The organism is Pseudomonas sp. NFPP12, assembly GCF_900103205.1.
In the GTDB taxonomy this organism is placed as follows: Bacteria; Pseudomonadota; Gammaproteobacteria; order Pseudomonadales; family Pseudomonadaceae; genus Aquipseudomonas; species Aquipseudomonas protegens.
In genome coordinates this window covers 64753-86434 of sequence record NZ_FMWW01000003.1, presented here as the reverse complement: position 1 = coordinate 86434, position 21682 = coordinate 64753, and the positions used below count along the sequence as shown (strand labels likewise).

Below are 21682 nucleotides of genomic sequence, written 5' to 3'. Positions count from 1 at the left end.
AGTGTATTTCTGTTGGGGTGTTGTACCCAGCAGACGCTGTGCCGCCTTACAAGTGTCTGTAGGGCGTTGTTCAAAATTACAGGAGTTTCAGATGAACAAGATTTATGCATTGGTATGGAACCAGGCCCAGGGCCGCTGGAATGTGGCTCACGAAGGCGCTCGCCGCCATCGTCGTTCGGGGGCTGGCAAAGGCTTGATTGTGGCCACAGCCAGTGTTCTTGCCCTGGCGTGCCTGCCATCGGCATTTGCCTTGCCGACAGGGGGCGCGGTGGTGTCCGGGAGCGCGGATATTTCGACCCAGGGCGATCACATGTTGATTAATCAGAACACCAACAAGCTGATTACCAACTGGAACGACTTCAGTGTTCAAACCGGTCAATCGGTGACCTTCAATCAGCCCACCAGTACTTCGATCGCCTTGAACCGGGTGATGGGTGCCAATGGCACTGATATCCAGGGGACGATCAAAGCCAATGGTCAAGTGTTCCTGATCAACCCCAACGGTGTGGTCTTCGGCCAGGGAGCGCAAGTGAATGTCGGCGGTCTGGTGGCCTCCACTCAAGGTATCAGCAATAAGCAGTTCAACGCCGGCAACTATCAGTTCTCCGGTACCTCCAACGCAGCAATCGTCAATCGCGGCCAGATCATCGCCGCTGACGGCGGCAACGTTGCGCTCTTGGCCGCGAACGTTGTCAACGACGGCACCATCCAGGCGCAGAACGGCCGTGTGGTATTGGGCGCGGGTAACGCGTTCAAAGTCAGCCTTGACCACGACAACCTACTGAGTCTGCAAGTGGATGGCGCCGCGATCGATGCGCTGGTAGACAATAACGGCCTGATCATGGCCGATGGTGGGCAGGTGCTGATGACTGCCAAGAGTTCTGGCTCGATGTTCGGGCTGGTGGTCAACAACAGCGGCACCATCGAAGCCAATACCCTGTCGCAAAAGACCGGTCGCATTACCCTGGACGGTGGTGCTGTGGGTGTGGTCAACGTCGGCGGCTTATTGAAGGCCGGGGCTCCAGGAGAGGGTAACGGTGGAGTGATCGAAACCCGTGGCGCGATGACCGTGTTGACAAGCTCCGCTTTGGTCGACACCCAGGCTAAAAACGGCCAGACGGGAACCTGGAAGATCGGAGCGGAGCGCTTGGAGATTGGCGGGCCCTTAGCTGAGTACGTTGGGGCGAATCATGGCGATATCCTGTCGAGAAACCTGGGTACGACCAATATCGAGTTGGCCACCAGCAAGGGGGATGTGGTGTTGAATTCACCAATCAGTTGGAACAGCGGTAATCGATTGACCCTCTCGTCGGCCAAGGACATTCAGCTCAATGCCAAGCTGGCAGCCAAGGGGGACATGGCTCGAATCGAACTCAATGCCAAGGACCGCATTGTTTTCAACAGTCACTCGGAAATTTCCGGCGTCTATAGCAGCCTTGATCTGAAGCACGGGAAGGGTATCGTCTTGAGTCCGAATGGCTCGTTCGATTGGTCCGGCTATGGTTTCTGGAAAAGCGTCAATGGTTTCTATGTTCCCAATTGATGGGCAACTGATGAAGAGTCTCCGCTAGTACCGAGGAGGTGCAGGTTTCAGGAGCGTCAGGCCAAATCCTGATTTCCCTGAGACCTGTAGCTTCAAGCCGGCTATCAGTCAACAGGCCCGCCCCTGTGCCCAAGGTCAAGCCGTCAAGTAAAAACGCCGTTTTTTCTGCACAAGAAAGCAACTTTTTTTATCGATAGTTCATCCGATCATGCATGGAATTGGCCGCCAGCCACTGTCTGCTATATGAGCCAGCTGTGAGCCGTTGTCGCTGATCGACAGCTGCTCGAAAGCTACGATCATCAGCCAGATGGGGCGCTGTCGATGGCCAGGGACTCACGCCCGGCCATCCGCGATGATGGGCTCAGACGCCCAGGCTTTCCAGGTCCCGCGCCAGCATCACCAGTTGGTGGGCCAGGGAGCTTTCGAGTTTTTCGCTGGAAAGCTGGAAGCTCGGGGCGCCGCAGGTCAGGGCCATGATGCTGCCGTCGGCCAGGCGCAGTGGCACGCCGGCACCGTTGACGTTGCGGTCCCACTCGCCCAGTGACAGGCAGAAGCCGAACTCTTCGTATTCACGGAAGGAGTCTTCCAGGGATTTTTCCAGGGCAGGCCATTCATCACCGAGCTTTTTCGCCACTTCCCCCAACAGGTGGTCACGCTCGATTTTCGGCGTGGCGGCCAGGTAGGCGCGCCCGGCGGCGCTGGTGGCCAGGGGCAGGCGCAGGCCCGGCTCCATGCGCAGGCTGGCGACTTCCGGCGGGCGGCTGCTGTCGACGTGGATCATCGACAGGCGATCGCGGCAAGTCAGGCTGACGGTGGTGTTGGTGCGGCGCGAGAACTCGTCCATGAACGGCTTGCCCAGCTGGCGCACCCGCAGGCTGGCGGAGTAGGCGTAGCCCAGGGCCAGTACCGCTGAATCCAGCTGGTACTTCTCCAGGTCCTGGTTGTACTTGAGGTAGCCCAGCTGCGTCAGGGTGTAGGTCAGGCGCGACACCGTGGGCTTGGGCAGGCCCGTGATGCGCGCGATGTCCTGGTTGCCGCGTACCGCGTGACCGTGGGTAAAGGCCCGCAGGACTTCCAGGCCTCGGGCCAGGGCTTCGACGAACTTACGGTCTTTGGGCGCTTGTTCCGGGGAGTCGTTCGGGTCTTGCATGGGGTCTTCCGGTAGGGGCTGGTGCCGGGCGCAATGCCAGTTGACCACGCAGCGGATTCGTGGAAACAAAGGAAAAATGTTATCCCGGAACCGCCGCAATTGAAATCTGCGATTCCCTGACGAAACCCGATTCCGTTCCTGACGCCATCACCGGCCAATCAAGGGCACGCCACAACCTCAGTGGCTGCCGCGCGCAGGCGGCCGCGCTTGAACACCCCTTCGGCGCTGGCCAGCAGGCGGTCCTGGGCATCCAGCAGGTCGCAGCTGGCCATGAATATCTTGGCCCCGCCGCCACGCAGGCGGGCCACGGCCCGGACCTCGGTGGCCGGTGGGATCGCCGCCATGTAGTTGATGTTCAGGGACAGGGTCAGGGCCAGCCGCCACTGGGCGGGGTCGGCATGCCAGGTGCCGCTCATGCCCATGGCGGTGTCGGCCAGGGAGGCGATGACACCACCGTGCAGATTGCCGGCCTGGTTGAGGTGATGAGGCTGGACGGTGACCGCGATGACGGTTTGCGCCTGCTGATATTCCCGCAGGTTCAACCCGAGATGGGCCGCGAATCCGCTGAACAGGCCTTGCAGCATCGAAACTTCGGGTACGGCACTCATGGGCGATGGCTCTTGGGTCAGTCCCGGTCGGGTTTCCTGGAGGGCAGGTGTTCCCCGTGGCCAGGTAGCAGTGATTGTTCTGATTGTGTTTCGCAGGGCAAATGGCTCGTTGAAATGCAGGATGTCAGCGAATATTCTACCGGTCAATATGGAATGTTATTTCGCACAGCGGAATAAAGTGGTTGAAAATCACGCCCTGCATGGGGCAGGATCGACCCGGGGCGGTGGCCAATCAACGTGCGGCCTGGCTGGCCAGCCGGCACCGGATGACGCTGTCCATGGCTGTTCCCTCGATCATTCCCGGGCTTGAAGGAGTCTTCCATGTCCACCGCTCGTACCCTGCGCCCCCATCACCGTGTCTGGCCCAAGCGCCTGCCCCTGGCCTTGTCGGTGCCGGCCACCTCGCTCTGGTTCAACCTGGAGGTGGCGGCCCGGCGTTACCCGGACAAGGTCGCCTACCGGTTTTTCGGCCACACGCTGAGCTTTGCCCAGTTGCAGGCCGAGGCCCTGGCGCTGGCCGGCTGGTTGCAGGGCGAAGGGGTCGAGCCCGGTGACCGGGTGGCGCTGTACCTGCAGAACTGCCCGCAATTCATCGTAGCCTGCTACGCCATCCTGCGGGCCAATGCGGTGCTGGTGCCGATCAACCCGATGAACAAGGTGCAAGAGCTGAGCTACCAGCTCGGCGATGCCCAGGCGCGGGTACTGATCTGCGCCGCGGACCTGGCGCCCATCGCCCAGGCGGCGAATGCCAGCCTCGAACCCGAGCAGCGACTGCACCGGGTCCTGGTGACCCGCTACAGCGATGCCATGCCGGCATCGGCGGACATGCACCCGGCGGAGGTCGCCAGCGCCGAGATCGATGCCTGGCTGCGCAGCGAGCCACCGCTGCCCGAGGGCTACCAGCGCTGGAACCAGGCCCTGGCCCAGGCACGTTGCCCCGGCCCGCACACTGCCCAGGCCGATGACCTGGCGCTGCTGCAATACACCTCGGGCACCACTGGCCATCCCAAGGGCTGCATGCACCCCCATCGCAGCCTGATGAGCAACGCGGTCAGCGGCAGCTGGACCCAATCCACCGTGGAGTCGGTGGGCCTTGGGGTCGTGCCGTTCTTCCACATCACCGGCCTGGTGTGCTTTGTCTTGCGGGCGGTGTTCGATGCCACCAGTACGGTGATCATGCCGCGCTGGGATCGGGAGCTGGCCGGGCGGCTGATCTCGCGGTACCGGGTGACCCACTGGACCTGCATCCCGACCATGGTCATCGACTTGTTCGCCAGCCCCCATTACCAGGACTTCGAACTGTCGAGCCTGGTGCATATCAACGGTGGCGGGGCGGCGATGCCCGAGGCGGTGGCGCAGCGCCTGCGCCAGGAGTTCGGCCTGACTTTTCTCGAAGGCTACGGCCTCACCGAAACCGCCGCCGCCAGCCATGGCAACCCCCCCTGAGCGGGCCAAGCTGCAATGCCTGGGCATGCCGTTCTTTGGCGTCGATTCACGGGTGGTGGACCCGCGCACCCTGGAGGAACTTGCACCCGGCGAGGTGGGGGAAATCATCACCTTTGGCCCGATGCTGTTCAAAGGCTACTGGCGCAACCCTGAAGCCACCGAGGCGGCGTTCGTCGAGTTCGAGGGCAAGCGTTTCCTGCGCACCGGCGATCTGGGGCACATGGATGAGGAGGGCTATTTCTTTCTCACCGACCGCCTCAAGCGAATGATCAACAGCAGCGGCTTCAAGGTCTGGCCGGCGGAAGTGGAGGCGCTGCTGTTCAAGCACCCGGCGGTGCACGAAGCCTGTGTCATCGCCACCCGGGACGCCTACCGCGGGGAAAGCGTCAAGGCCCTGGTGGTGCTGCGCAGCGAGGCCCGGGGCCGCACCACCAGCGAAGAGATCATCGCCTGGGCGCGCGAGCACATGGCCGCCTACAAGGTGCCGCGGGTGCTGGAGTTCGTCGACAGCCTGCCCAAGTCCGGCTCCGGCAAGGTGATGTGGCGCGTGCTCCAGGATCGCGAGGCGACCCATAGCTGAAGAGTGATTTCCCAGGCGGGCCAACCCGCGACTGCGTCGGAGACGACAATGACTACAACAACAATAACGGTCCAGGATTCCCACGCCTCACCCGAGCATGCCCGGCAGCTCGACACGCTGTACGCCAGGATCCGCTGGCGCCTGCTGCCGCTGTTGATGCTGTGCTACATGGTGGCCTTTCTGGACCGGGTGAACATCGGCTACGCCCAGTTGCAGATGAAGCAGACCCTGCCGTTCGGCGATGCGGTGTATGGCCTGGGGGCGGGGATCTTCTTCATCGGCTACTTCATCTTCGAAGTGCCCAGCAACCTGATGCTCAAGCGCAGCGGCGTGCGCAAGACCCTGTTACGGATCATGTTCTGCTGGGGCCTGGTGGCCGCGGCGATGATGTTCGTCAGCACCCCGATGCAGTTCTACGTTCTGCGTTTTCTTTTGGGGGCCTTCGAGGCCGGGTTCTTCCCCGGGGTGATCCTGTATTTCACCTACTGGTTCCCGGCGCCGCGCCGGGGGCAGGTGATCGCCATCTTCATGACTGCCGCCGCAGTCGCCGGGCTGATCGCCGGGCCGGTCTCGGGCAGCATCCTCAAGTACCTGGATGGCACGGTCGGCCTGCACGGCTGGCAGTGGATGTTCATGATCCAGGGGCTGCCGGCCAGTGTCCTGGGGGTGGTGGCCTTTCTCTATCTGCAGGACAGCCCGGCCCAGGCCCGCTGGCTCAGCCCCGGGGAAAAACGCCTGCTGGACGCCGACATGGCCCAGGATCTGGCGAACGCCCGGGACAAATCCCAAGACAGCCTGGCGCAGATGTTTCGCGACCCCAGGATCTACCTGCTGTCCACGGCCTATTTCATGTTCCTGGGCGCCACCTACATGCTGGTGTTCTGGATGCCCAGCCTGATCCAGGGCTGGGGCAGCAAGGACCTGTTGCAGGTCGGGCTGATCACCGCGATCCCCAATATCGTCGGGATCGTCGGCATGGTGCTGATCGGGCAGCACTCCGACAAGCACCGGGAGCGGCGCTGGCACTTCGTCGGCTGCATGGCCATCGCGGTGTTCGGCCTGGCGGTCACCACCTTGCTCAACGGCCACCTGCTGCTGTCGGTTACGGCCCTGGGTTTTGCCTACGTGGGGATCAAGGCCGGCACGCCGATCTTCTTCGCCCTGGTCAGCGAGTACCTGTCGGTGGCGGCCACCGCCGGGGGCATTGCCTTCATCAGCAGCCTGGGCAACCTCGGCCCGGCGGTCACACCCTGGCTCAACGGGGTGATCAACAGCCATACCGGCGGCCACGTGTCGAGCATGTACCTGGGGATTGTCATGTACCTGCTGGCGGGCGGGCTGGTACTGGTGACCGCGCGCATCGCCCGGGCGCCCAAGGTCGCTGCGGTCGTCGCCGAATCATGAACTACCCATTGGATTGCCCAGGAGCCCGAACATGAGCCTGCCGAAGATTCTCACCCAGCATTTGCGCCTGCCAGTGGTGGCCGCGCCGCTGTTCATCATTTCCACTCCCGAGCTGGTGATCGCCCAGTGCAAGGCCGGGATCGTCGGTTCCTTTCCGGCGTTGAACGCACGGCCGGCCGAGCGCCTGGGGGAGTGGATCGAGCAGATCACCCAGGCCCTGGCCGAGCACGACCGGCTGCACCCGCAGCGGCCCGCCGCGCCGTTTGCGGTGAACCAGATCGTCCACCGCTCCAATGACCGGCTGGAGCAGGACATGGCGGTCTGCGTGCAGCACAAGGTGCCGATCATCATCACCTCCCTGGGCGCGCGCCCCGAGATCAACCAGGCGGTGCACAGCTACGGCGGCATCGTGCTGCACGACGTGATCAACAACCGTTTTGCGCGCAAGGCCATCGACAAGGGCGCCGATGGCCTGATTGCCGTGGCGGCCGGCGCCGGAGGGCATGCGGGCACCCAGTCGCCGTTTGCCCTGGTGCAGGAAATCCGCCAATGGTTCGATGGCCCGCTGCTGCTTTCCGGGGCCATTGCCTCGGGGCGTTCGATCCTCGCGGCCCAGGCCCTGGGGGCGGACCTGGCCTACATCGGCTCGGCCTTTATCGCCACCCAGGAGGCCAACGCGGTGGCGGGCTACAAGCAGATGATCAGCCAGTCGACGGCCGAGGATATCGTCTACACCAACCTGATCACCGGGGTGCACGGCAATTACCTGAAGGCCTCGCTGGTGGCCGCAGGGCTGGACCCCGATGACCTGCCCAGCAGCGATCCCTCGCAGATGAACTTCGGCGCAGACAGGCACAAGCCCAAGGCCTGGAAGGAGATCTGGGGCTGCGGCCAGGGGATTGGCGTGGTTGACGGCGTACCGAGCGCCGGAGACTTGGTGGCGCGCCTGGGCAGGGAGTATCAGCAGTCCTGCCAGGGGCTGAGCACCCGGTTGCTGTAACGCACAAATGGGAAGGGGAGGCTGCCGGCAATGGCCGGCAGCGTCGTTTTCGCGATCTACCAGAATCTGTGGCTGTATTCGAGGATCAGGCGGTTTTCATCCACGTTGGCCGCATAGTTGGCCCGGTACACCACATTGCGCCAGCGCAGCCCCAGGTCCTTGAACGGGCCGCTCTGGATCACATAGGCCAGGTCGGTGTCCAGTTCCCGTTCCCGGGCAGCCTGCTGGCCGATGCGGAACTCATTGCTGCGCACATAACGGCTCATCAGGCTCAAGCCGGGCAGGCCCAGGCTCGTGAAGTCATAGCGGTAGCGCAACTGCCAGGCGTTCTCCCCGGCGTTGATGAAGGACTTGTAGGTCGAGGTATTGAAACCGTAGGGGTCGGTGCCGCTGATGTGGGGCAGGCCGCTGCGCCCGCGCTGGTCCTGGTAGATGAGGCTCAGGGCGTGGCCGCGGTAGGCCAGGGTTTCCATGACCCCCAGGTAGCGGTTGTCGACCTCGGCCTGGCCCAGGCCGGTGCTGTGGAAGTAGCGCAGCTCGGACTTCAGCGACAGGCCCCGGCCGAGCGCCGCGCTATGGGCCAGGTTAGCGTAGTGCTGGCGATAGTTGTCCCGCAGTTGGGCGTAGAAGTAGCTGGCCTTGAGGTCCGGCCGCAGGGCGTAGCTGGCCCCGCTGTAACTGAAACTGTCACTGGCGACCCGGCCGTTCACCTGCTTGCCGTTCCGGGCCAGAGCGGACATCTGCAGATCCTCGTAGTCGGTGGAGTTGCGCTGGCGCACATCCTGGAAACGCCCCAGGGTCACGTCCAGGTCGCGGATATCCCTGGACTCCAGTCGTGCACCGTTGAAGGTCTGCGGCAGCAGCCGGGTGTCGTTGCGAAAGGCCACCGGCAACAAGGGCTCGTGGGTGCCGATGCTCAACACACTGCGGGCAACCCGAGCCTTGGCGGTGAGGCCCAGGGAGCCGTACTGGCCGGCCACATCGCCATTGCGGTCGGCCAGCAGCGCGCCGGTATGGGCGGTGCCACCGCCGGAGTCGAGCTTGAGGCCCAGCAAGCCGAGCCCGTCGACCCCCAGGCCGACACTGCCTTCGGTGAAGCCCGACTGGTAACGCAGGACAAATCCCTGGGCCCATTCCTCGGCCTTGCTCTGGGGCGGCCGGTCGCCGTGGATGTCGCGATTCATGTAGAAGTTGCGGGCCCCCAGGGCCAGCTGGCTGTCGTCGATGAACTGCGCCTGGCACATCAGCGGCAGCATGCAGCCACCCATCAGGGTGGACAGGGGCAGGCAAGGGTGGGAGGTCGAGTGCATGGTATTCACCGGTGTTGTTGTTTTTATAGTGAGTGGAGCCTTGGCCAGGCCGCTGTCGCCGTGGCCCGGGAAAAGCGCCGGCCACGCCCTTGTCGGGCGCCGCGCTGATGCGGCGCCAGGCTTGGCTTGGGTTCAGCAGGGGGATTGAGCGCAGCGTCGGGCAGCGCGCTGCGCACCGGGCAAGGAAGGCGGCGACACCTGCTGCCCTTGCGACAGGCCCAGGTGGCCGCCCGGGCCGCGATTCATGGGGCCTATTGCTTGCCGAGGGCGATGTAGCGTTGCAGGTGGTGATCCTCGTCCCCCAGCTGATGGTCGATCATCACCAGCCGCTTGGCGTAATGGGCCAGGGGCAGCTCCCAGGTCATGCCGATGCCGCCGTGCAACTGGATGCATTCTTGCGCCACCAGGGTGCCGATGCGGCCGATGCTGACCTTGGCCGCTGACAGCGCGCGCTCACGGTCCAGGCGATCGGCCTCCAGGGCCGAGGCGGCATTGATCACCGCCGAGCGCGCTTGTTCGATCTCCAGCAGCAGCACCGCCATGCGATGTTGCAGTGCCTGGAAACTGCCGATCGGGCGGCCGAACTGCTGGCGGGTGCGCAGGTAATCCAGGGTGGCCACTTTGGCCACTTCCATGGCGCCCAGGGCTTCGGCGCACAACGCCAGCACGCCGCGGCCAATGGCCCGCTCCAGGGTGGCATGGCCCTGGTGCAGGGTGCCCAGCAGGGCGGAGCCCGGCACAAGCAGCTGGTTCAGGCGCACCTGCGCCACGGGGCCGCCATCGAGGGTGGCGCTGCCGCGGATCTCCAGGCCCGGGGTGTCCCTGGGCACCAGGAACAGCGAAATGCCCTGGCTGTCGTCAATGGCTCCGGCGGTGCGGGCCGACACCACCAGCAACCCGGCCTGCTCGCCGTGCAGCACCAGGCTCTTGGTGCCATCCAGGCGCCAGCCGTCGGCCTGGGGTTCGGCGCGGCAGGCGACCCGGTTGAGTTCGTAGTGGCTGTCGGGTTCGTCATGGGCCAGGGCGGCGATCAGGCTGCCGTCGATGATCTGCGCCAGCTCGATCTTCTGCGTTTCGCTACCGGCGCTGGCGATGGCGTCCCCGGCCAGCACCGCGCTGCCCAGCAGCGGTTCCACCAGCAGCCCGCGGCCCACGGCCTCGAAGACCAGGGCCAGGTCGAAGCCACCGCCGCCGTAGCCACCGTCGGCTTCGCTGAACAGGGCGCCGATCACCCCCATCTCTGCCAACTGCTGCCAGATCCCGGAGTTGAAACCCTGGCCTGACTGCAGGCTCTGCTGGCGTTTTTCCAGGTTGTAGTGCTGGGCGATAAAGCGGTTCAAGCTGTCGCCGAGCATGCGCCGTTCTGCGCTGTGTTCGAAATTCATGTGCGCCCCCTCAGAGCCCGAGAATCATTTTCGAAATGATGTTTTTCTGGATTTCATTGGAGCCGCCGAAGATCGACAGCTTGCGATTGTTGAAGTACTGCGCCGCCGCGCTACTGGCGAAGGCCGGGCCCAGGTCCATCGCCCCAGTGTCGCCTTCGTCCTGCATGACCCGGGCGGCGGGGCCCATGGCCCGGCGCAGCAGAGCGGTGAGCTCCTGGCGGATTTCCGTGCCGCAGATCTTCAGCATCGAGCTTTCCGCGCCGGGCGCGCCGCCACCGGCCACCGCTGCAATCACCCGCAGGTTGGTGGTCTTCATGTTCTCAAGGTCGATCTCGACCCGGGCCAGGCGTGAGGCGAACTGCGGGTCTTCCAGCAGCGGCCGGCCATTGCGGGTGCGCTGTGCTGCCACGCGCTTGAGGCGTTGCAGCGCGGCCATGGACAAGCCGACCCCGGCAATGTTGGTGCGCTCGTAGGTCAACAGGTACTTGGCACAGGTCCAGCCCTTGTTTTCCTCGCCCACCAGGTTGGCCACCGGCACCCGCACGTCGGTGAAAAACACCTCGTTGATCTCGTGGTCGCCTTCCAGGGTGATGATCGGACGCACCTCGACCCCGAGGCTGGCCATGTCGATCAGCAGGAAGCTGATGCCTTCCTGGGGCTTGGCCTCGCGGTCGGTGCGCACCAGGCAGAAAATCATGTTGGCGTGCTGGCCCAGGGTGGTCCAGGTCTTCTGGCCGTTGACCACATAGTGATCGCCGTCGCGCACGGCCGTGGTCTTGACCGCCGCCAGGTCCGAGCCGGCACCGGGTTCCGAATAGCCCTGGCACCACCAGTGGCGGCCGTCGAGGATGCGCGGTAGCCAGTAGTCCTGCTGCTGTGGGGTGCCGTACTTGATCAGCACCGGGCCCAGCATGTTGACCCCGAACGGCACGATGCGCGGCGCGTTGGCCAGGCCGCATTCGAGTTCGAAGATGAATTTCTCCACGGCGCTCCAGCCCGGCCCGCCAAAGGCCTCGGGCCAGTGGTTGGCCAGCCAGCCGCGGGTGTTGAGGGTCGAATGCCAGTGCTCCATGTCGGCCTTGGACAGGCGTTCGCCATTGGCCACCTTGTCACTCAGTTCGCTGGGCAAGTGTTCGGCGAGGAAGGCCTGCACCTGATTGCGGAAGGCTTCTTCTTGGGGGGTGAAACTCAGGTCCATGTCGGCGTCCTCAATAGATTTCGAACAGCGCGGCGGCGCCCATGCCGCCGGCAATGCACATGCTGACCACGGCGTACTTGACCCCGCGGCGCCGACCTTCGAGCAGCACATGGCCGGCCAGGCGCGCACCGGTCATGCCGAACGGGTGGCCGAGGGCGATGGCCCCGCCGTTGACGTTCAGGCATTCCTCGGCGATGCCCAGCCGCTGCTGGCAATAGAGCGCCTGGGAGGCGAAGGCTTCGTTGAGTTCCCAGAGGCCGATGTCGTCCACCTTGAGGCCGTGCCGGGCCAGCAGCCGGGGTACGGCGAACACCGGGCCGATGCCCATTTCGTCGGGTTCGCAACCGGCCACCGCCATGCCACGGAACACGCCCAGCGGTTGCAGGTTGGCGCGGGCCGCTTCACGGGCCTCCATCAGTACGCAGGCCGAGGCGCCGTCGGACAGTTGCGAGGCGTTGCCGGCGCTGATGAAGCGCTGCGGGCCCAGCACCGGTTCCAGTTTGGCCAGGGCCTCGTAAGTGCTCCCCAGGCGGTTGCAGGTGTCGGCGTCCACCGTGACCTGGTGCTGGCTGACCTCGCCGCTCTGCTTGTCGGTCACGGCCATGGTGGTGGTGCAGGGAATGATTTCCTCGCGGTAGTGCCCAGCCCGTTGCGCCGCTTCGGTCTTGTGCTGGCTGCGCAGCGAGAAACGGTCCTGGGCCTCGCGGCTGATGCCGTAGCGCGCGGCGACGATGTCCGCGGTCTCGATCATCGGCAGGAACAGCTCCGGCTTGTGCTGCACAAGCCAGGGGTCGAGGTCCGGGTCGTCGCTGCCGCGGCCGCGGATCTGCGAAATGCTTTCCACGCCACCGGCAATGATGGCGGGGGCGCCATCGACCACGATACGCCCGGCGGCCATGGCGATGGCCTGCAAGCCGGAGGCGCAGAAGCGGTTCACCGTGGTGCCGGCGATGCCGATGGGCAGGCCGGCGCGGACCACCGCCAGGCGCGCGACGTTGCGCCCGGTGGTGCCTTCGCCGTAGCCACAACCGAGGATGGCGTCCTCGATCAGCCCCGGGTCGATGCCGGCCCGTTCCACGGCGGCGCGTACCGCGAAAGCGGCGAGGGTCGGGCCGGGAGTGATGTTGAATTCGCCGCGGTGGGCCTTGGTCAGGGGCGTGCGTGCGGTGGATACGATGACGGCTTCGCGCATGGCGCGTGCTCCTTGAGTCAATGGCTGTGGTTGAGGCTGTCGAAGTTCTCGCCGCGCTCCACCAACTGCTCCAGCAGCGGCGAGGCTTTCCAGAACAGCGGGTCTTGTTCGGCGAATTCGCGGATGTCCGCCAGCACCTGGGGCAGGCCGTACTGGTCGGCGTACTTGAGCGGGCCACCGCGATAGCGCGGGAAGCCGTAGCCATGGATAAAGGTGATGTCCACATCCAGGGGGCGCAGGGCGATGCCTTCGTGCACCACGTTGGCGCCTTCGTTGATCATCGCCGCCATGTAGCGCCGCAGGATCTCCGGGTTGCCGAAGGGGCGGGGCGTGATGCCGGCCCGGGCCCGCTCGGCGTCGATGATGGCCAGGACTTCCGGGTCCTGGGTGGCGCTGCGCGGGCCCTGGGCATAGAGGTAGTAGCCACGGCCGGTCTTTTGTCCGAACCAGCCGCGCTCGCACAGGCGGTCGGCAATCTGCACGTAGCGCGCGTCGGGATTGCGGGTGGCGGCCTTGCGTTTGCGCGTCGCCCAGCCGATATCGCCGCCGGCCAGGTCGGCCACCTGGAAGGGTCCCATGGGGAAGCCGAAGTCGCGCAGGGCCTGGTCGATCTGATAGGGCGAAGCGCCGTCCTCCATCATGTAGTCCGCCGCCTGACGGTAGACCGCGAGGATCCGGTTGCCGATGAAACCATCGCAGACCCCGGCACGCACCGGCACCTTGCGCAGTTTCTTCGCCAGTTCGAAGGCCGTGGCCACCACGTCCGGTGCGACCTTGGCCGGGACCACGATCTCCAGCAGCTTCATGATGTTGGCGGGGGAGAAGAAGTGCAGCCCGATGACATCGGCAGGCCGCGAGACGCTGTCGGCGATGGCGTTGAGGTCCAGGTAGGAGGTGTTGCTGGCCAGTACCGCGCCAGGTTTGCACACCCGGTCCAGTTCCTTGAACACCGCCTGCTTGGCGGCCATGTCCTCGAACACCGCTTCGATCACCAGGTCGGCCCGGGCCAGGTCCTGGTAGTCCAGGCTGACACGGAAGCGGGCCAGGGTCGCGGCCTTGCCGGCGGTATCCAGGCGGCCTTTTTCGATCAGCCCGTCATAGACCTTCTCGACGTTGCCCCGGCCGCGGTCCAGGGCCTGCTGGTCGCGCTCGATCATGGTGACCTGCAGGCCGGCGTCGAGGGCCGAGACAGCGATGCCGGCGCCCATGGTGCCGCCGCCGACCACGGCCACCTGTTCGATGGGGCGAGGCTGGGCGATGCGGGTTTCCGGGGCCTTGAGCACCTCGCGCTCGGCGAAAAAGGCATGTACCAGCCCGGCACGCTGCGGGCTGTCGAGGCATTCCTGGAACAGCCGGCGTTCTTCCTCCAGGCCTTGATCGAAGGGCCGGTCAAGGGCCGCCTCGACCGCACGAATGATGTTCTGCGGCGACAGCAGGCCCTTGGCCTTGTGCGTGAGCTGTTCGCGGGCGGCGTTGATCTGTTCGCGTTGCAGATGCTGATCGCCCAGGGCCCGGGCGTCCCGGGTGCGCCGCACGCCGGCATGGCTGTCCACCAGCTCGCGGGCATAGGCCAGGCCGGCCGCCAGGGCATCCTCACCCTCCGCCAGGCGGTCCACCACCCCCAGGTCGAGGGCCTTCCGGGCATTCAGGTGACGGCCGCTGAGCATCAGTTCCAGGGCCGCCCGGGCACCGATCAGGCGTGGCAGGCGCTGAGTGCCACCGGCCCCGGGCAGCAGGCCGAGCAGCACTTCCGGCAGGCCGAGGCGGGCGCTGCCCAGGGCCAGGCGGTAGTGGGCCGCCAGGGCCACTTCCAGGCCGCCTCCCAGTGCCACGCCCTGGATGGCCGCCACCACCGGTTTGGCGCTGTCCTCGATGCGCTTGACCACCGCTGGCAATGCCGGGGCCTGGGGCGCCTGGCCGAATTCGCGAATATCGGCGCCGCCACAGAAGTGGCGCCCGGTGCCGACCAGCAGGATGGCGGCCACCGTCGGATCGTCGGCGGCGCTGTCCATGGCGGCCAGCAGCCCGCGCCTGACCTCCACGCCAAGGGCGTTCACCGGCGGGTTGTCGAGGGTCAGGACCAGGATGTTGTCGTGCAGGGCGGATGCCACAGAGGGCTGGGCGGTGTCGCGACTCATTGCAGCAGTCTCCCGAGGAAAGGGCAGCGTGAGGCCGATGGTTGCCCAGGGGCTCCGGGCGCTGAACGGAAATCAGGATTGGATTCCGCTGTTTGAATCGGCTGGTGAAAATAATCCTGTCATCAATAAATTAGTGGGTCAATACGGAATAGTGTTTCGCAGCGCGGAATAAAAAGATTCTTTTTACTTGATTTAAGCCCTTGATTGCTTCAGAGACTTGAGGATGAATATTTGACATATTTGATTTGTGATCACATATTGCTGCCCACAAGAATCACAACACAGGTGTCACCCCCATGTCCGAAGGTCCTATCCCCCTGCCTACCTTGCGTCAGGTTTCTCGCGATACCTTGCAGGAACAGGTGTATCGACAGATTCGCGAAGCCTTGATGAGTGGCCGATTCCAGCCCGGCCAGAAACTGACCATTCGTGGCCTGGCCGAAGCCCTGGGTTCCAGCCCGATGCCGGTGCGCGAAGCCCTGCAGCGCTTGAGTGCGGAAAATGCCTTCGAGGTCACGGAAACCTCCCGCCTGCGGGTACGCATGATGACGGTGGAGCGCCTGCGGGAAATCCGTGATGCACGGGTGGCCCTGGAGGGGCTGCTGGCGGAAAAGGCCGTGCAGCATCTGCACAAGGCCGATATGCAGGAGATCGCCGATCTCTGCCGGCAGATGCAGAAGGCCGCCGACGAGGTGGATGTCTCCCGCTACCTGTGGACCAACTTCGCTTTCCACCGGCGCATCTATGCGGTGGCCCGGGCCGAACTGACCATGGCCGCCGTGGAGAACTTCTGGCTGCACATGGGCCCCTGCTTCGCCCTGGTGGCGCCGGACAAGGCCCACCTGCAACGTTCCATGGAAGCCCACAACCGAATCGTCGAGGCCCTGGTCGCCGGCGATGGCCCGGCGGCGCGAGCGGCGGTCACCGACGACATCATGCAGGCGGCGGATTCCCTGGGCCGCCTGCTGGCCAAGAGCGACGGCGCAGCACAGCGCAAAGGAGGTCGGGCATGAGCATCCTTCAGCGTTTGCAGCCTTATCCGGGCTTGCGGGTGATGATTTCCGGTGGCGCGGCGGGCATCGGTGAAGTGCTGGCCGCTGCCTACCTTGAAGCCGGCGCCCAGGTGCATGTGTGCGATGTCAGTGAAGCGGCCCTGGCGGCCTTTCGCGATCGCTACCCCGAGGCCCTGGCAACCCGTACCGATGTCGCCGACCCGGCGCAGATCGAAGCCTTGTTCAAGCTTCAGGTGCAGCACTTCGGTGGCCTCGATGTGCTGGTCAACAACGCCGGCATTGCCGGGCCGACCGCGGGCATCGATGCCGTCAGCGATGCCGACTGGCAGCGCACCATCGATATCAACCTGACCGCGCAATACCGCTTCGCCCACCACGCGGTGCCCCTGCTCAAGGCCTCGGACAAGGCCCACCTGCTGCACATCGCCTCCGTGGCCGGGCGCCTGGGCTACGCCTGGCGCACGCCCTATGCCGCTACCAAATGGGCGATTGTCGGGTTGATGAAGTCTTTGGCGGCGGAGCTGGGTGCCAGCGATATCCGGGTCAACGCGCTGTTGCCGGGGATAGTCGAGGGGCCGCGGATGGAGGCGGTGATCCAGGCCCGGGCCGAACAGACCGGGGTACCGGTGGCGCAGATGCGCGAGCAGTACCTGGAGAAGATCTCCCTCAAGCGCATGGTCAGTGCCGAAGACGTGGCGGCCATGGCGCTGTTCCTCTGTTCGCCGGCGGCATGCAACGTCACCGGCCAGGCGATCAGCGTCGACGGCAACGTCGAATACCTCTAGCTCCCGCCGGCCGGCCGCGCCGGCGAGGACCGCCGGCGCTGAAACCTGTAGCGACACCCTGGGATTTTTTTCATCAAGAATAAAAGTCGGAGTACCGTCATGCCTGGAAAAACACCCGTCATCATCACTTGCGCCGTTACCGGTGCCATTCATACCCCGTCCATGTCGCCCCACCTGCCGGTCACGGCCGGGGAGATCGCCGCCGAAGCCATCGCCGCCGCGGAGGCCGGGGCGGCCATCGTCCATCTGCACGCCCGGGACCCGGAGGACGGCCGGCCGAGCCAGGACCCCGAGCTGTTCCGGCGCTTCCTGCCGCAGATCAAGGCCGCCTGCGACGTGGTGATCAACCTCACCACCGGCGGCGCGCCGACCATGGGTGTCGAGGAGCGCCTGCAACCGGTGCTGGAGTTCAAGCCGGAACTGGCCTCGCTGAACATGGGCTCGATGAACTTCGGCCTGTACGAAATGCTCAACCGCTTCACCGAGTTCAAGCACGACTGGGAGCGGCCGTACCTGGAGGAAAGCGACGACCGGATTTTCCGCAATACCTTCCGCGATATCGCCCATATCCTCAGTGCCTGTGCCGAGAACCGCACGCGCTTCGAGATCGAGTGCTACGACATCGGCCACCTCTACACCGCTGCGCATTTCCTGGAGCGCGGCCTGCTCAAGGCGCCGCTGTTCATCCAGTCGGTGTTCGGCCTGCGGGGCGGCATCGGCGGCCACCCCGAGGACCTGGCACACATGCGCCGCACCGCTGACCGGCTGTTCGGCGATGCCTATCACTGGTCGATCCTCGGCGCCGGGCGCAACCAGATTCCCCTGGCGACCATGGGCCTGGCCATGGGCAGCCATGCCCGGGTCGGCCTGGAGGACTCGCTGTGGGACGGCCCCGGCAAGCTGGCGGCGAGCAACGCCGACCAGGTCCGACGCATCCGCAGCGTCATCGAGGCCCTGGGCGGCCGGGTGGCGACGGCGGACGAAGCCCGCACCCTGCTCGGGCTCAAGGGACGCGACCAGGTCGCGTTCTAAGCCCCGCAGGCCCGCTGCCGGCGCCTTCCGGGCGCTGGCGATCCCGCATAACAATTACAAAGGGATATGCCCATGAACACTGCAACCGCCGCGCCGCCCCGGGACCCGCAACAACTGACCCGGCTGATGTTCCTCAAGCTGATGCCGCTGCTGATCGCGGCCTATGTCCTGAGTTTTCTCGACCGCACCAATATCGCCCTGGCCAAGCATCAGCTGGATGTGGACCTGGGGATTTCCGCCGCGGCCTACGGGCTGGGGGCTGGACTGTTCTTCCTCACCTATGCGCTGTCCGAAGTGCCGAGCAACCTGATCATGCACAAGGTCGGCGCGCGCTTCTGGATCGCCCGGATCATGGTGACCTGGGGGCTGATCTCCGCCGCCATGGCTTTCGTCCAGGGCGAGACCTCCTTCTATGTGCTGCGCCTGCTGCTGGGGATCGCCGAGGCCGGGCTGTTTCCCGGGGTCATGCTGTACCTGACCTACTGGTTCGACCGCCAGCAGCGGGCCCGGGCCACCGGCTATTTCCTGCTGGGGGTGTGCCTGGCCAATATCATTGGCGGCCCGCTGGGCGCGGCGCTGATGAAGATGGACGGCCTTTTGGGCTGGCACGGCTGGCAGTGGATGTTCCTGCTCGAAGGCCTGCCGGCGGTGTTCTTCGCCTGGGTGGTATGGCGGCGCCTGCCGGACCGCCCGAGCCGTGCTCCCTGGCTGAGCGCCGAGGAAGCGGCGGCCATCGAACAGCGCCTGGCCCGGGAAGCCGACGAGGGCGCGGGGCAGGGCGGGCACTCGTTCCGGCAATGCTTCACGCCACAGATCCTGCTGGCGATCTTTGTCTACTTCTGCCATCAGATCACCATCTACACCGTGATCTTTTTCCTCCCCAGCATCATCGGCAAGTACGGCAACCTGAGCATCATGAGCGTTGGCCTTTTGACCTCGCTGCCCTGGATCGCCGCAGCCGTTGGGGCTATCGCCTTGCCCCGGCTGGCCAACAGCCCGCAACGCTCGCGGCGCCTGCTGGTCTGTGGCTTGCTGGTGATGGCGGCGGGGCTGTCGATCGCGGCGTTTTCCGGGCCGGTGTTCAGCCTGCTGGGGTTCTGCGTGGCGGCGCTGATGTTCTTTGTGGTGCAGTCGATCATCTTCCTGTACCCGGCTTCACGGCTCAAAGGCGCGGCGTTGGCGGGTGGCCTGGGCTTCGTCAATTCCTGCGGGCTGCTGGGCGGTTTTGTCGGCCCTTCGGTGATGGGCGCGATCGAGATGAGCACCGGCAATGCCATGAATGGCCTCAAGGTGATTGCCCTGGTGCTGCTGGTGGCGGCATTGGCGGCCCTGCGTTTGCGCCAGGGCCAGGAGGACCGCTGTGAGCAAAGGGCGAGTGGGCTGGCGAGAAACTCCGCCTGAGGTCTGCCCGGGGTTGGCGTCGCTTGGCAGATCTTGCCTGGACGCCAGCCCTCCGGCCTTTCTACACTGCTTCCCGTCTGGGGACCGGGGGCAACATCAATGAATCGCAATGAACTGCGCAAGGCCGATATCAACCTGATGGTGGTGTTCGAGGCGCTGATGCTCGAGCGCAATGTCACCCGGGTGGCGGAGAAGCTGTTCCTCGGCCAGCCCACCATCAGTTCCGCGCTCAACCGCCTGCGGGCGATGTTCAACGACCCGCTGTTCATTCGCGTCGGCCATCGCATGGAGCCCACGGCTCGTGCCGAGCAGATCATCCAGCACCTGTCGCCGGCCCTGGACGCACTGTCCTCGGCCCTGAGCCTGACCCACGATTTCGATCCCGCCAGCAGCACCATGACCTTTCGCATCGGCCTGTCCGACGACGTCGAGTTCGGCCTGCTGCCCCCCCTGCTGCGGGCCCTGCGCCAGGAAGCGCCGCAAGTGGTGGTCGTGGTGCAGCACGTAGACTACTGGCGGATTCCCGACCTGCTGGCGTCCGGCGATATCACCGTGGGCATCAGCCAGACCCGCGGCCTGCCGGCCAACGCCAAGCGCAAGCTGCTGCGGCATATCCAGCCCAGCGTGCTGCGGGCCGATGCCAGCGACACACCGCTGACCCTCGATGAGTACTGCGCGCGGCCCCATGTGCTGGTGTCCCACACCGCCAATGTCGCCGGCTTCGCCGATGAGTGGCTGGCGGAGATCGGCCGCACCCGCCAGGTCGTGTTGTCGGTGCCCCAGTACAGCTCGCTGCCGGCCCTGCTCGCCGGCACCAAGCTGATCGCCAGCCTGCCCGACTATGCCGCCGCCGCCATGGCCGCCTCGGGGCAGCTGTACTGCGAGCCGTTTCCGTTCAAGACCCCGACCCTGGACCTGTCCATGGTCTGGCTCAGCCATGTGGACACCGACCCCGCCGAACGCTGGCTGCGCTCGCGGCTGGAAGCCTTCATGAGCGAGCGGGCGCCCCTCGCGAGCTAATCGCGCCTGGTAGCCGCTGCCGCAGGCGGCGATGGACCGCGCAGCGGGGCCCCAAAGCTGCCCATGCGGTCTGCCTGGCGGATCGCATGGGCGGCCTTGCCAGTCCTGCGGACCGGGTCGCAGCCTGCGGCAGCGGCGACAGCGGTGCAGTGAACGGAGGCCGCCAGCTTGGCATAGGCACAGGCGGCTGCTTTGCTGTGTGGATCGTCTGTTGAAACATTGATCGGTGGAGTGTGCCCATGAGTCGTTCCCGTTCCCTGTTGCGTGGGCGTGGCAGCCACGACAGCGGCAAGGTTGGCATGGTCGAGTTGTTCTTCGACCTGGTGTTCGTGTTTGCCGTGACCCAACTGTCCCACTCCCTGCTGGCTCATCTGTCCCTGGGCGGAGCGCTGCAGGTGGCGTTGCTGATGGTGGCGGTGTGGTGGGTGTGGATCTTCACCTCGTGGATCACCAACTGGCTGGACCCGGAAGCCCTGCCGATCCGCCTCGGCCTGTTCGTGCTGATGGTGGCCGGGTTGCTGCTGTCGTCGTCGATTCCCCAGGCCTTCGGCGAGCGTGGGCTGCTGTTCGCCGGCGCCTATGTGTTCATGCAGGTGGGGCGCACCGCCTATTCACTGTGGGCAGTGCGCGGCGAGCCGCTGAACATGACCCGCAACTTCCAGCGGATCCTCTTGTGGCTGATGTTCTCGGGCGTTTTCTGGATCACCGGTGGCCTGCTCGAAGGCCCGCAGCGCCTGGCGTGCTGGGGGCTGGCCCTGGCCATCGAGGTGCTGTCGCCGTCGCTGTATTTCTGGGTACCGGGGCTCGGCCGCTCGACCCTGGAAGACTGGAATGTCGAAGGCAACCACATGGCCGAGCGCTGCGCTCTGTTCGTGATCATCGCCCTGGGTGAATCCCTGCTGGTCACCGGCGCCACCTTCGCCGAGCTGGCCACCAGTGCCGAAGGGGTACTGGCTTTCGTGGTGGCGGTGCTGGGCAGCATTGCCATGTGGTGGGTGTATTTCGACAGCGGCGCCGAGCGTGCCCACCACCGCATCGCCCACTCCAGCGACCCGGGGCGCCAGGCGCGTATTGCCTACACCTACCTGCATGTGCTGATCGTCGCCGGGATCATCGTCAGTGCGGTGGCCGACGAACTGGTGCTGGTGCACCCGCAGCATGCCAGCCAGGCCGCGGAGCTGGTGATCGTCGGCGGGCCCTGGCTGTTCCTGCTGGGTTGCGCGCTGTTCAAGTGGGTGATGAACGAGCGGCCGTTGCCGCCGCTGTCGCACCTGGCCGGGCTCGCGGCCTTGCTGCTGTTATTGCCCGCGGCCTGGAACCAGTGGTTTTCCGCCCTGGCGCTGGGCAGCCTGACCACCCTGGTGATGCTGCTGGTGGCGGCCTGGGAAACCCTGGCCCTGCGGGAAAGGGCGGCGTCCAGGCAATGAGGCTAACGGCTACTGCGGCGGCGTGGGGCGGGTTGTGTAGTATGGAGCGC

At 65.3% G+C, this 21682-nt stretch carries 15 protein-coding genes and 2 pseudogenes; 10 read left to right on the top strand and 7 right to left on the bottom strand.

Annotated elements, in window-relative coordinates:
• Positions 1–91: 91 nt before the first annotated feature.
• Positions 92–1459: pseudogene (locus BLS75_RS13180) on the top strand (filamentous hemagglutinin N-terminal domain-containing protein); the annotation flags it as partial.
• Between the two features lie 445 nt (positions 1460–1904).
• On the opposite strand, the gene BLS75_RS13175 reads toward BLS75_RS13180, so the two are convergent.
• Both BLS75_RS13175 and BLS75_RS13170 read right to left on the bottom strand, forming a co-directional pair.
• Positions 1905–2693 (bottom strand): IclR family transcriptional regulator, encoded by a 789-nt coding sequence (locus tag BLS75_RS13175; RefSeq protein ID WP_015634531.1) that lies wholly within the window; start codon positions 2691–2693, stop codon positions 1905–1907.
• A gap of 158 nt (positions 2694–2851) precedes the next feature.
• Positions 2852–3301, bottom strand: coding sequence for a PaaI family thioesterase (locus BLS75_RS13170; protein WP_015634532.1), 450 nt, complete (start codon positions 3299–3301; stop codon positions 2852–2854).
• A gap of 321 nt (positions 3302–3622) precedes the next feature.
• Here BLS75_RS13170 and BLS75_RS13165 point away from each other — a divergent pair.
• The 3 genes and pseudogenes from BLS75_RS13165 (at position 3623) to BLS75_RS13155 (ending at position 7731) form a co-directional block, all read left to right on the top strand.
• Positions 3623–5327: pseudogene (locus BLS75_RS13165) on the top strand (long-chain fatty acid--CoA ligase).
• Positions 5328–5375: 48 nt separating this feature from the next.
• On the top strand, positions 5376–6731 hold the full coding sequence (locus BLS75_RS13160; protein WP_083533702.1) for an MFS transporter: 1356 nt from the start codon (positions 5376–5378) through the stop codon (positions 6729–6731).
• Between the two features lie 31 nt (positions 6732–6762).
• Positions 6763–7731, top strand: coding sequence for an NAD(P)H-dependent flavin oxidoreductase (locus BLS75_RS13155; RefSeq protein ID WP_072451025.1), 969 nt, complete (start codon positions 6763–6765; stop codon positions 7729–7731).
• 56 nt (positions 7732–7787) lie between these two features.
• Here the strand turns inward: BLS75_RS13155 and BLS75_RS13150 are convergent, their stop codons facing one another.
• The 5 genes from BLS75_RS13150 to BLS75_RS13130 form a co-directional block, all read right to left on the bottom strand.
• Positions 7788–9041 (bottom strand): OprD family outer membrane porin, encoded by a 1254-nt coding sequence (locus BLS75_RS13150; protein ID WP_072451347.1) that lies wholly within the window; start codon positions 9039–9041, stop codon positions 7788–7790.
• 251 nt (positions 9042–9292) lie between these two features.
• Positions 9293–10426 carry an acyl-CoA dehydrogenase family protein gene (locus BLS75_RS13145; RefSeq protein WP_047284350.1) on the bottom strand — a complete coding sequence of 378 codons (1134 nt, stop codon included), beginning with the start codon at positions 10424–10426 and terminating at the stop codon, positions 9293–9295.
• Between the two features lie 10 nt (positions 10427–10436).
• Positions 10437–11624: an acyl-CoA dehydrogenase family protein gene (locus BLS75_RS13140; protein WP_072451024.1), complete on the bottom strand. Its 1188-nt coding sequence runs from the start codon at positions 11622–11624 to the stop codon at positions 10437–10439.
• A 10-nt stretch (positions 11625–11634) separates the two neighbouring features.
• On the bottom strand, positions 11635–12816 hold the full coding sequence (locus tag BLS75_RS13135; RefSeq protein WP_072451023.1) for an acetyl-CoA C-acyltransferase: 1182 nt from the start codon (positions 12814–12816) through the stop codon (positions 11635–11637).
• A gap of 17 nt (positions 12817–12833) precedes the next feature.
• The gene (locus BLS75_RS13130) at positions 12834–14954 is read right to left on the bottom strand and encodes a 3-hydroxyacyl-CoA dehydrogenase NAD-binding domain-containing protein (RefSeq protein ID WP_072451022.1); all 2121 of its coding nucleotides are present in this window, start codon (positions 14952–14954) and stop codon (positions 12834–12836) included.
• Positions 14955–15250: 296 nt separating this feature from the next.
• Here BLS75_RS13130 and BLS75_RS13125 point away from each other — a divergent pair, with 296 nt between their 5' ends.
• The 6 genes from BLS75_RS13125 to BLS75_RS13100 all read left to right on the top strand — a co-directional run bounded on the left by BLS75_RS13125 (position 15251) and on the right by BLS75_RS13100 (position 21632).
• Positions 15251–15967: a GntR family transcriptional regulator gene (locus BLS75_RS13125; RefSeq protein WP_011059818.1), complete on the top strand. Its 717-nt coding sequence runs from the start codon at positions 15251–15253 to the stop codon at positions 15965–15967.
• A complete protein-coding gene (locus BLS75_RS13120; RefSeq protein ID WP_011059819.1) occupies positions 15964–16752 on the top strand; it encodes an SDR family oxidoreductase in 789 nt (262 codons plus the stop codon). Before BLS75_RS13125 ends, BLS75_RS13120 begins: the two co-directional genes overlap by 4 nt.
• 99 nt (positions 16753–16851) lie before the next feature.
• On the top strand, positions 16852–17784 hold the full coding sequence (locus BLS75_RS13115; protein ID WP_011059820.1) for a 3,5-dioxohexanoate:acetyl-CoA acetone transferase: 933 nt from the start codon (positions 16852–16854) through the stop codon (positions 17782–17784).
• A 66-nt stretch (positions 17785–17850) separates the two neighbouring features.
• On the top strand, positions 17851–19185 hold the full coding sequence (locus BLS75_RS13110) for an MFS transporter (protein WP_041752004.1): 1335 nt from the start codon (positions 17851–17853) through the stop codon (positions 19183–19185).
• Between the two features lie 99 nt (positions 19186–19284).
• Complete coding sequence (locus BLS75_RS13105) at positions 19285–20205, top strand: LysR substrate-binding domain-containing protein (protein WP_011059822.1); 921 nt, start codon at positions 19285–19287, stop codon at positions 20203–20205.
• Positions 20206–20444: 239 nt separating this feature from the next.
• Positions 20445–21632: a low temperature requirement protein A gene (locus tag BLS75_RS13100; RefSeq protein WP_072451021.1), complete on the top strand. Its 1188-nt coding sequence runs from the start codon at positions 20445–20447 to the stop codon at positions 21630–21632.
• Positions 21633–21682: the final 50 nt, after the last annotated feature.

Excerpts from the sequence above, each read along its gene's own strand:
- BLS75_RS13175 (WP_015634531.1), bottom strand. The coding sequence starts at position 2,693 with ATGCAAGACCCGAACGACTCCCCGGAACAAGCGCCCAAAGACCGTAAG.
- BLS75_RS13170 (WP_015634532.1), bottom strand. The coding sequence starts at position 3,301 with ATGAGTGCCGTACCCGAAGTTTCGATGCTGCAAGGCCTGTTCAGCGGA.
- BLS75_RS13160 (WP_083533702.1), top strand. The coding sequence starts at position 5,376 with ATGACTACAACAACAATAACGGTCCAGGATTCCCACGCCTCACCCGAG.
- BLS75_RS13155 (WP_072451025.1), top strand. The coding sequence starts at position 6,763 with ATGAGCCTGCCGAAGATTCTCACCCAGCATTTGCGCCTGCCAGTGGTG.
- BLS75_RS13150 (WP_072451347.1), bottom strand. The coding sequence starts at position 9,041 with ATGCACTCGACCTCCCACCCTTGCCTGCCCCTGTCCACCCTGATGGGT.
- BLS75_RS13145 (WP_047284350.1), bottom strand. The coding sequence starts at position 10,426 with ATGAATTTCGAACACAGCGCAGAACGGCGCATGCTCGGCGACAGCTTG.
- BLS75_RS13140 (WP_072451024.1), bottom strand. The coding sequence starts at position 11,624 with ATGGACCTGAGTTTCACCCCCCAAGAAGAAGCCTTCCGCAATCAGGTG.
- BLS75_RS13135 (WP_072451023.1), bottom strand. The coding sequence starts at position 12,816 with ATGCGCGAAGCCGTCATCGTATCCACCGCACGCACGCCCCTGACCAAG.
- BLS75_RS13130 (WP_072451022.1), bottom strand. The coding sequence starts at position 14,954 with ATGAGTCGCGACACCGCCCAGCCCTCTGTGGCATCCGCCCTGCACGAC.
- BLS75_RS13125 (WP_011059818.1), top strand. The coding sequence starts at position 15,251 with ATGTCCGAAGGTCCTATCCCCCTGCCTACCTTGCGTCAGGTTTCTCGC.
- BLS75_RS13120 (WP_011059819.1), top strand. The coding sequence starts at position 15,964 with ATGAGCATCCTTCAGCGTTTGCAGCCTTATCCGGGCTTGCGGGTGATG.
- BLS75_RS13115 (WP_011059820.1), top strand. The coding sequence starts at position 16,852 with ATGCCTGGAAAAACACCCGTCATCATCACTTGCGCCGTTACCGGTGCC.
- BLS75_RS13110 (WP_041752004.1), top strand. The coding sequence starts at position 17,851 with ATGCCCATGAACACTGCAACCGCCGCGCCGCCCCGGGACCCGCAACAA.
- BLS75_RS13105 (WP_011059822.1), top strand. The coding sequence starts at position 19,285 with ATGAATCGCAATGAACTGCGCAAGGCCGATATCAACCTGATGGTGGTG.
- BLS75_RS13100 (WP_072451021.1), top strand. The coding sequence starts at position 20,445 with ATGAGTCGTTCCCGTTCCCTGTTGCGTGGGCGTGGCAGCCACGACAGC.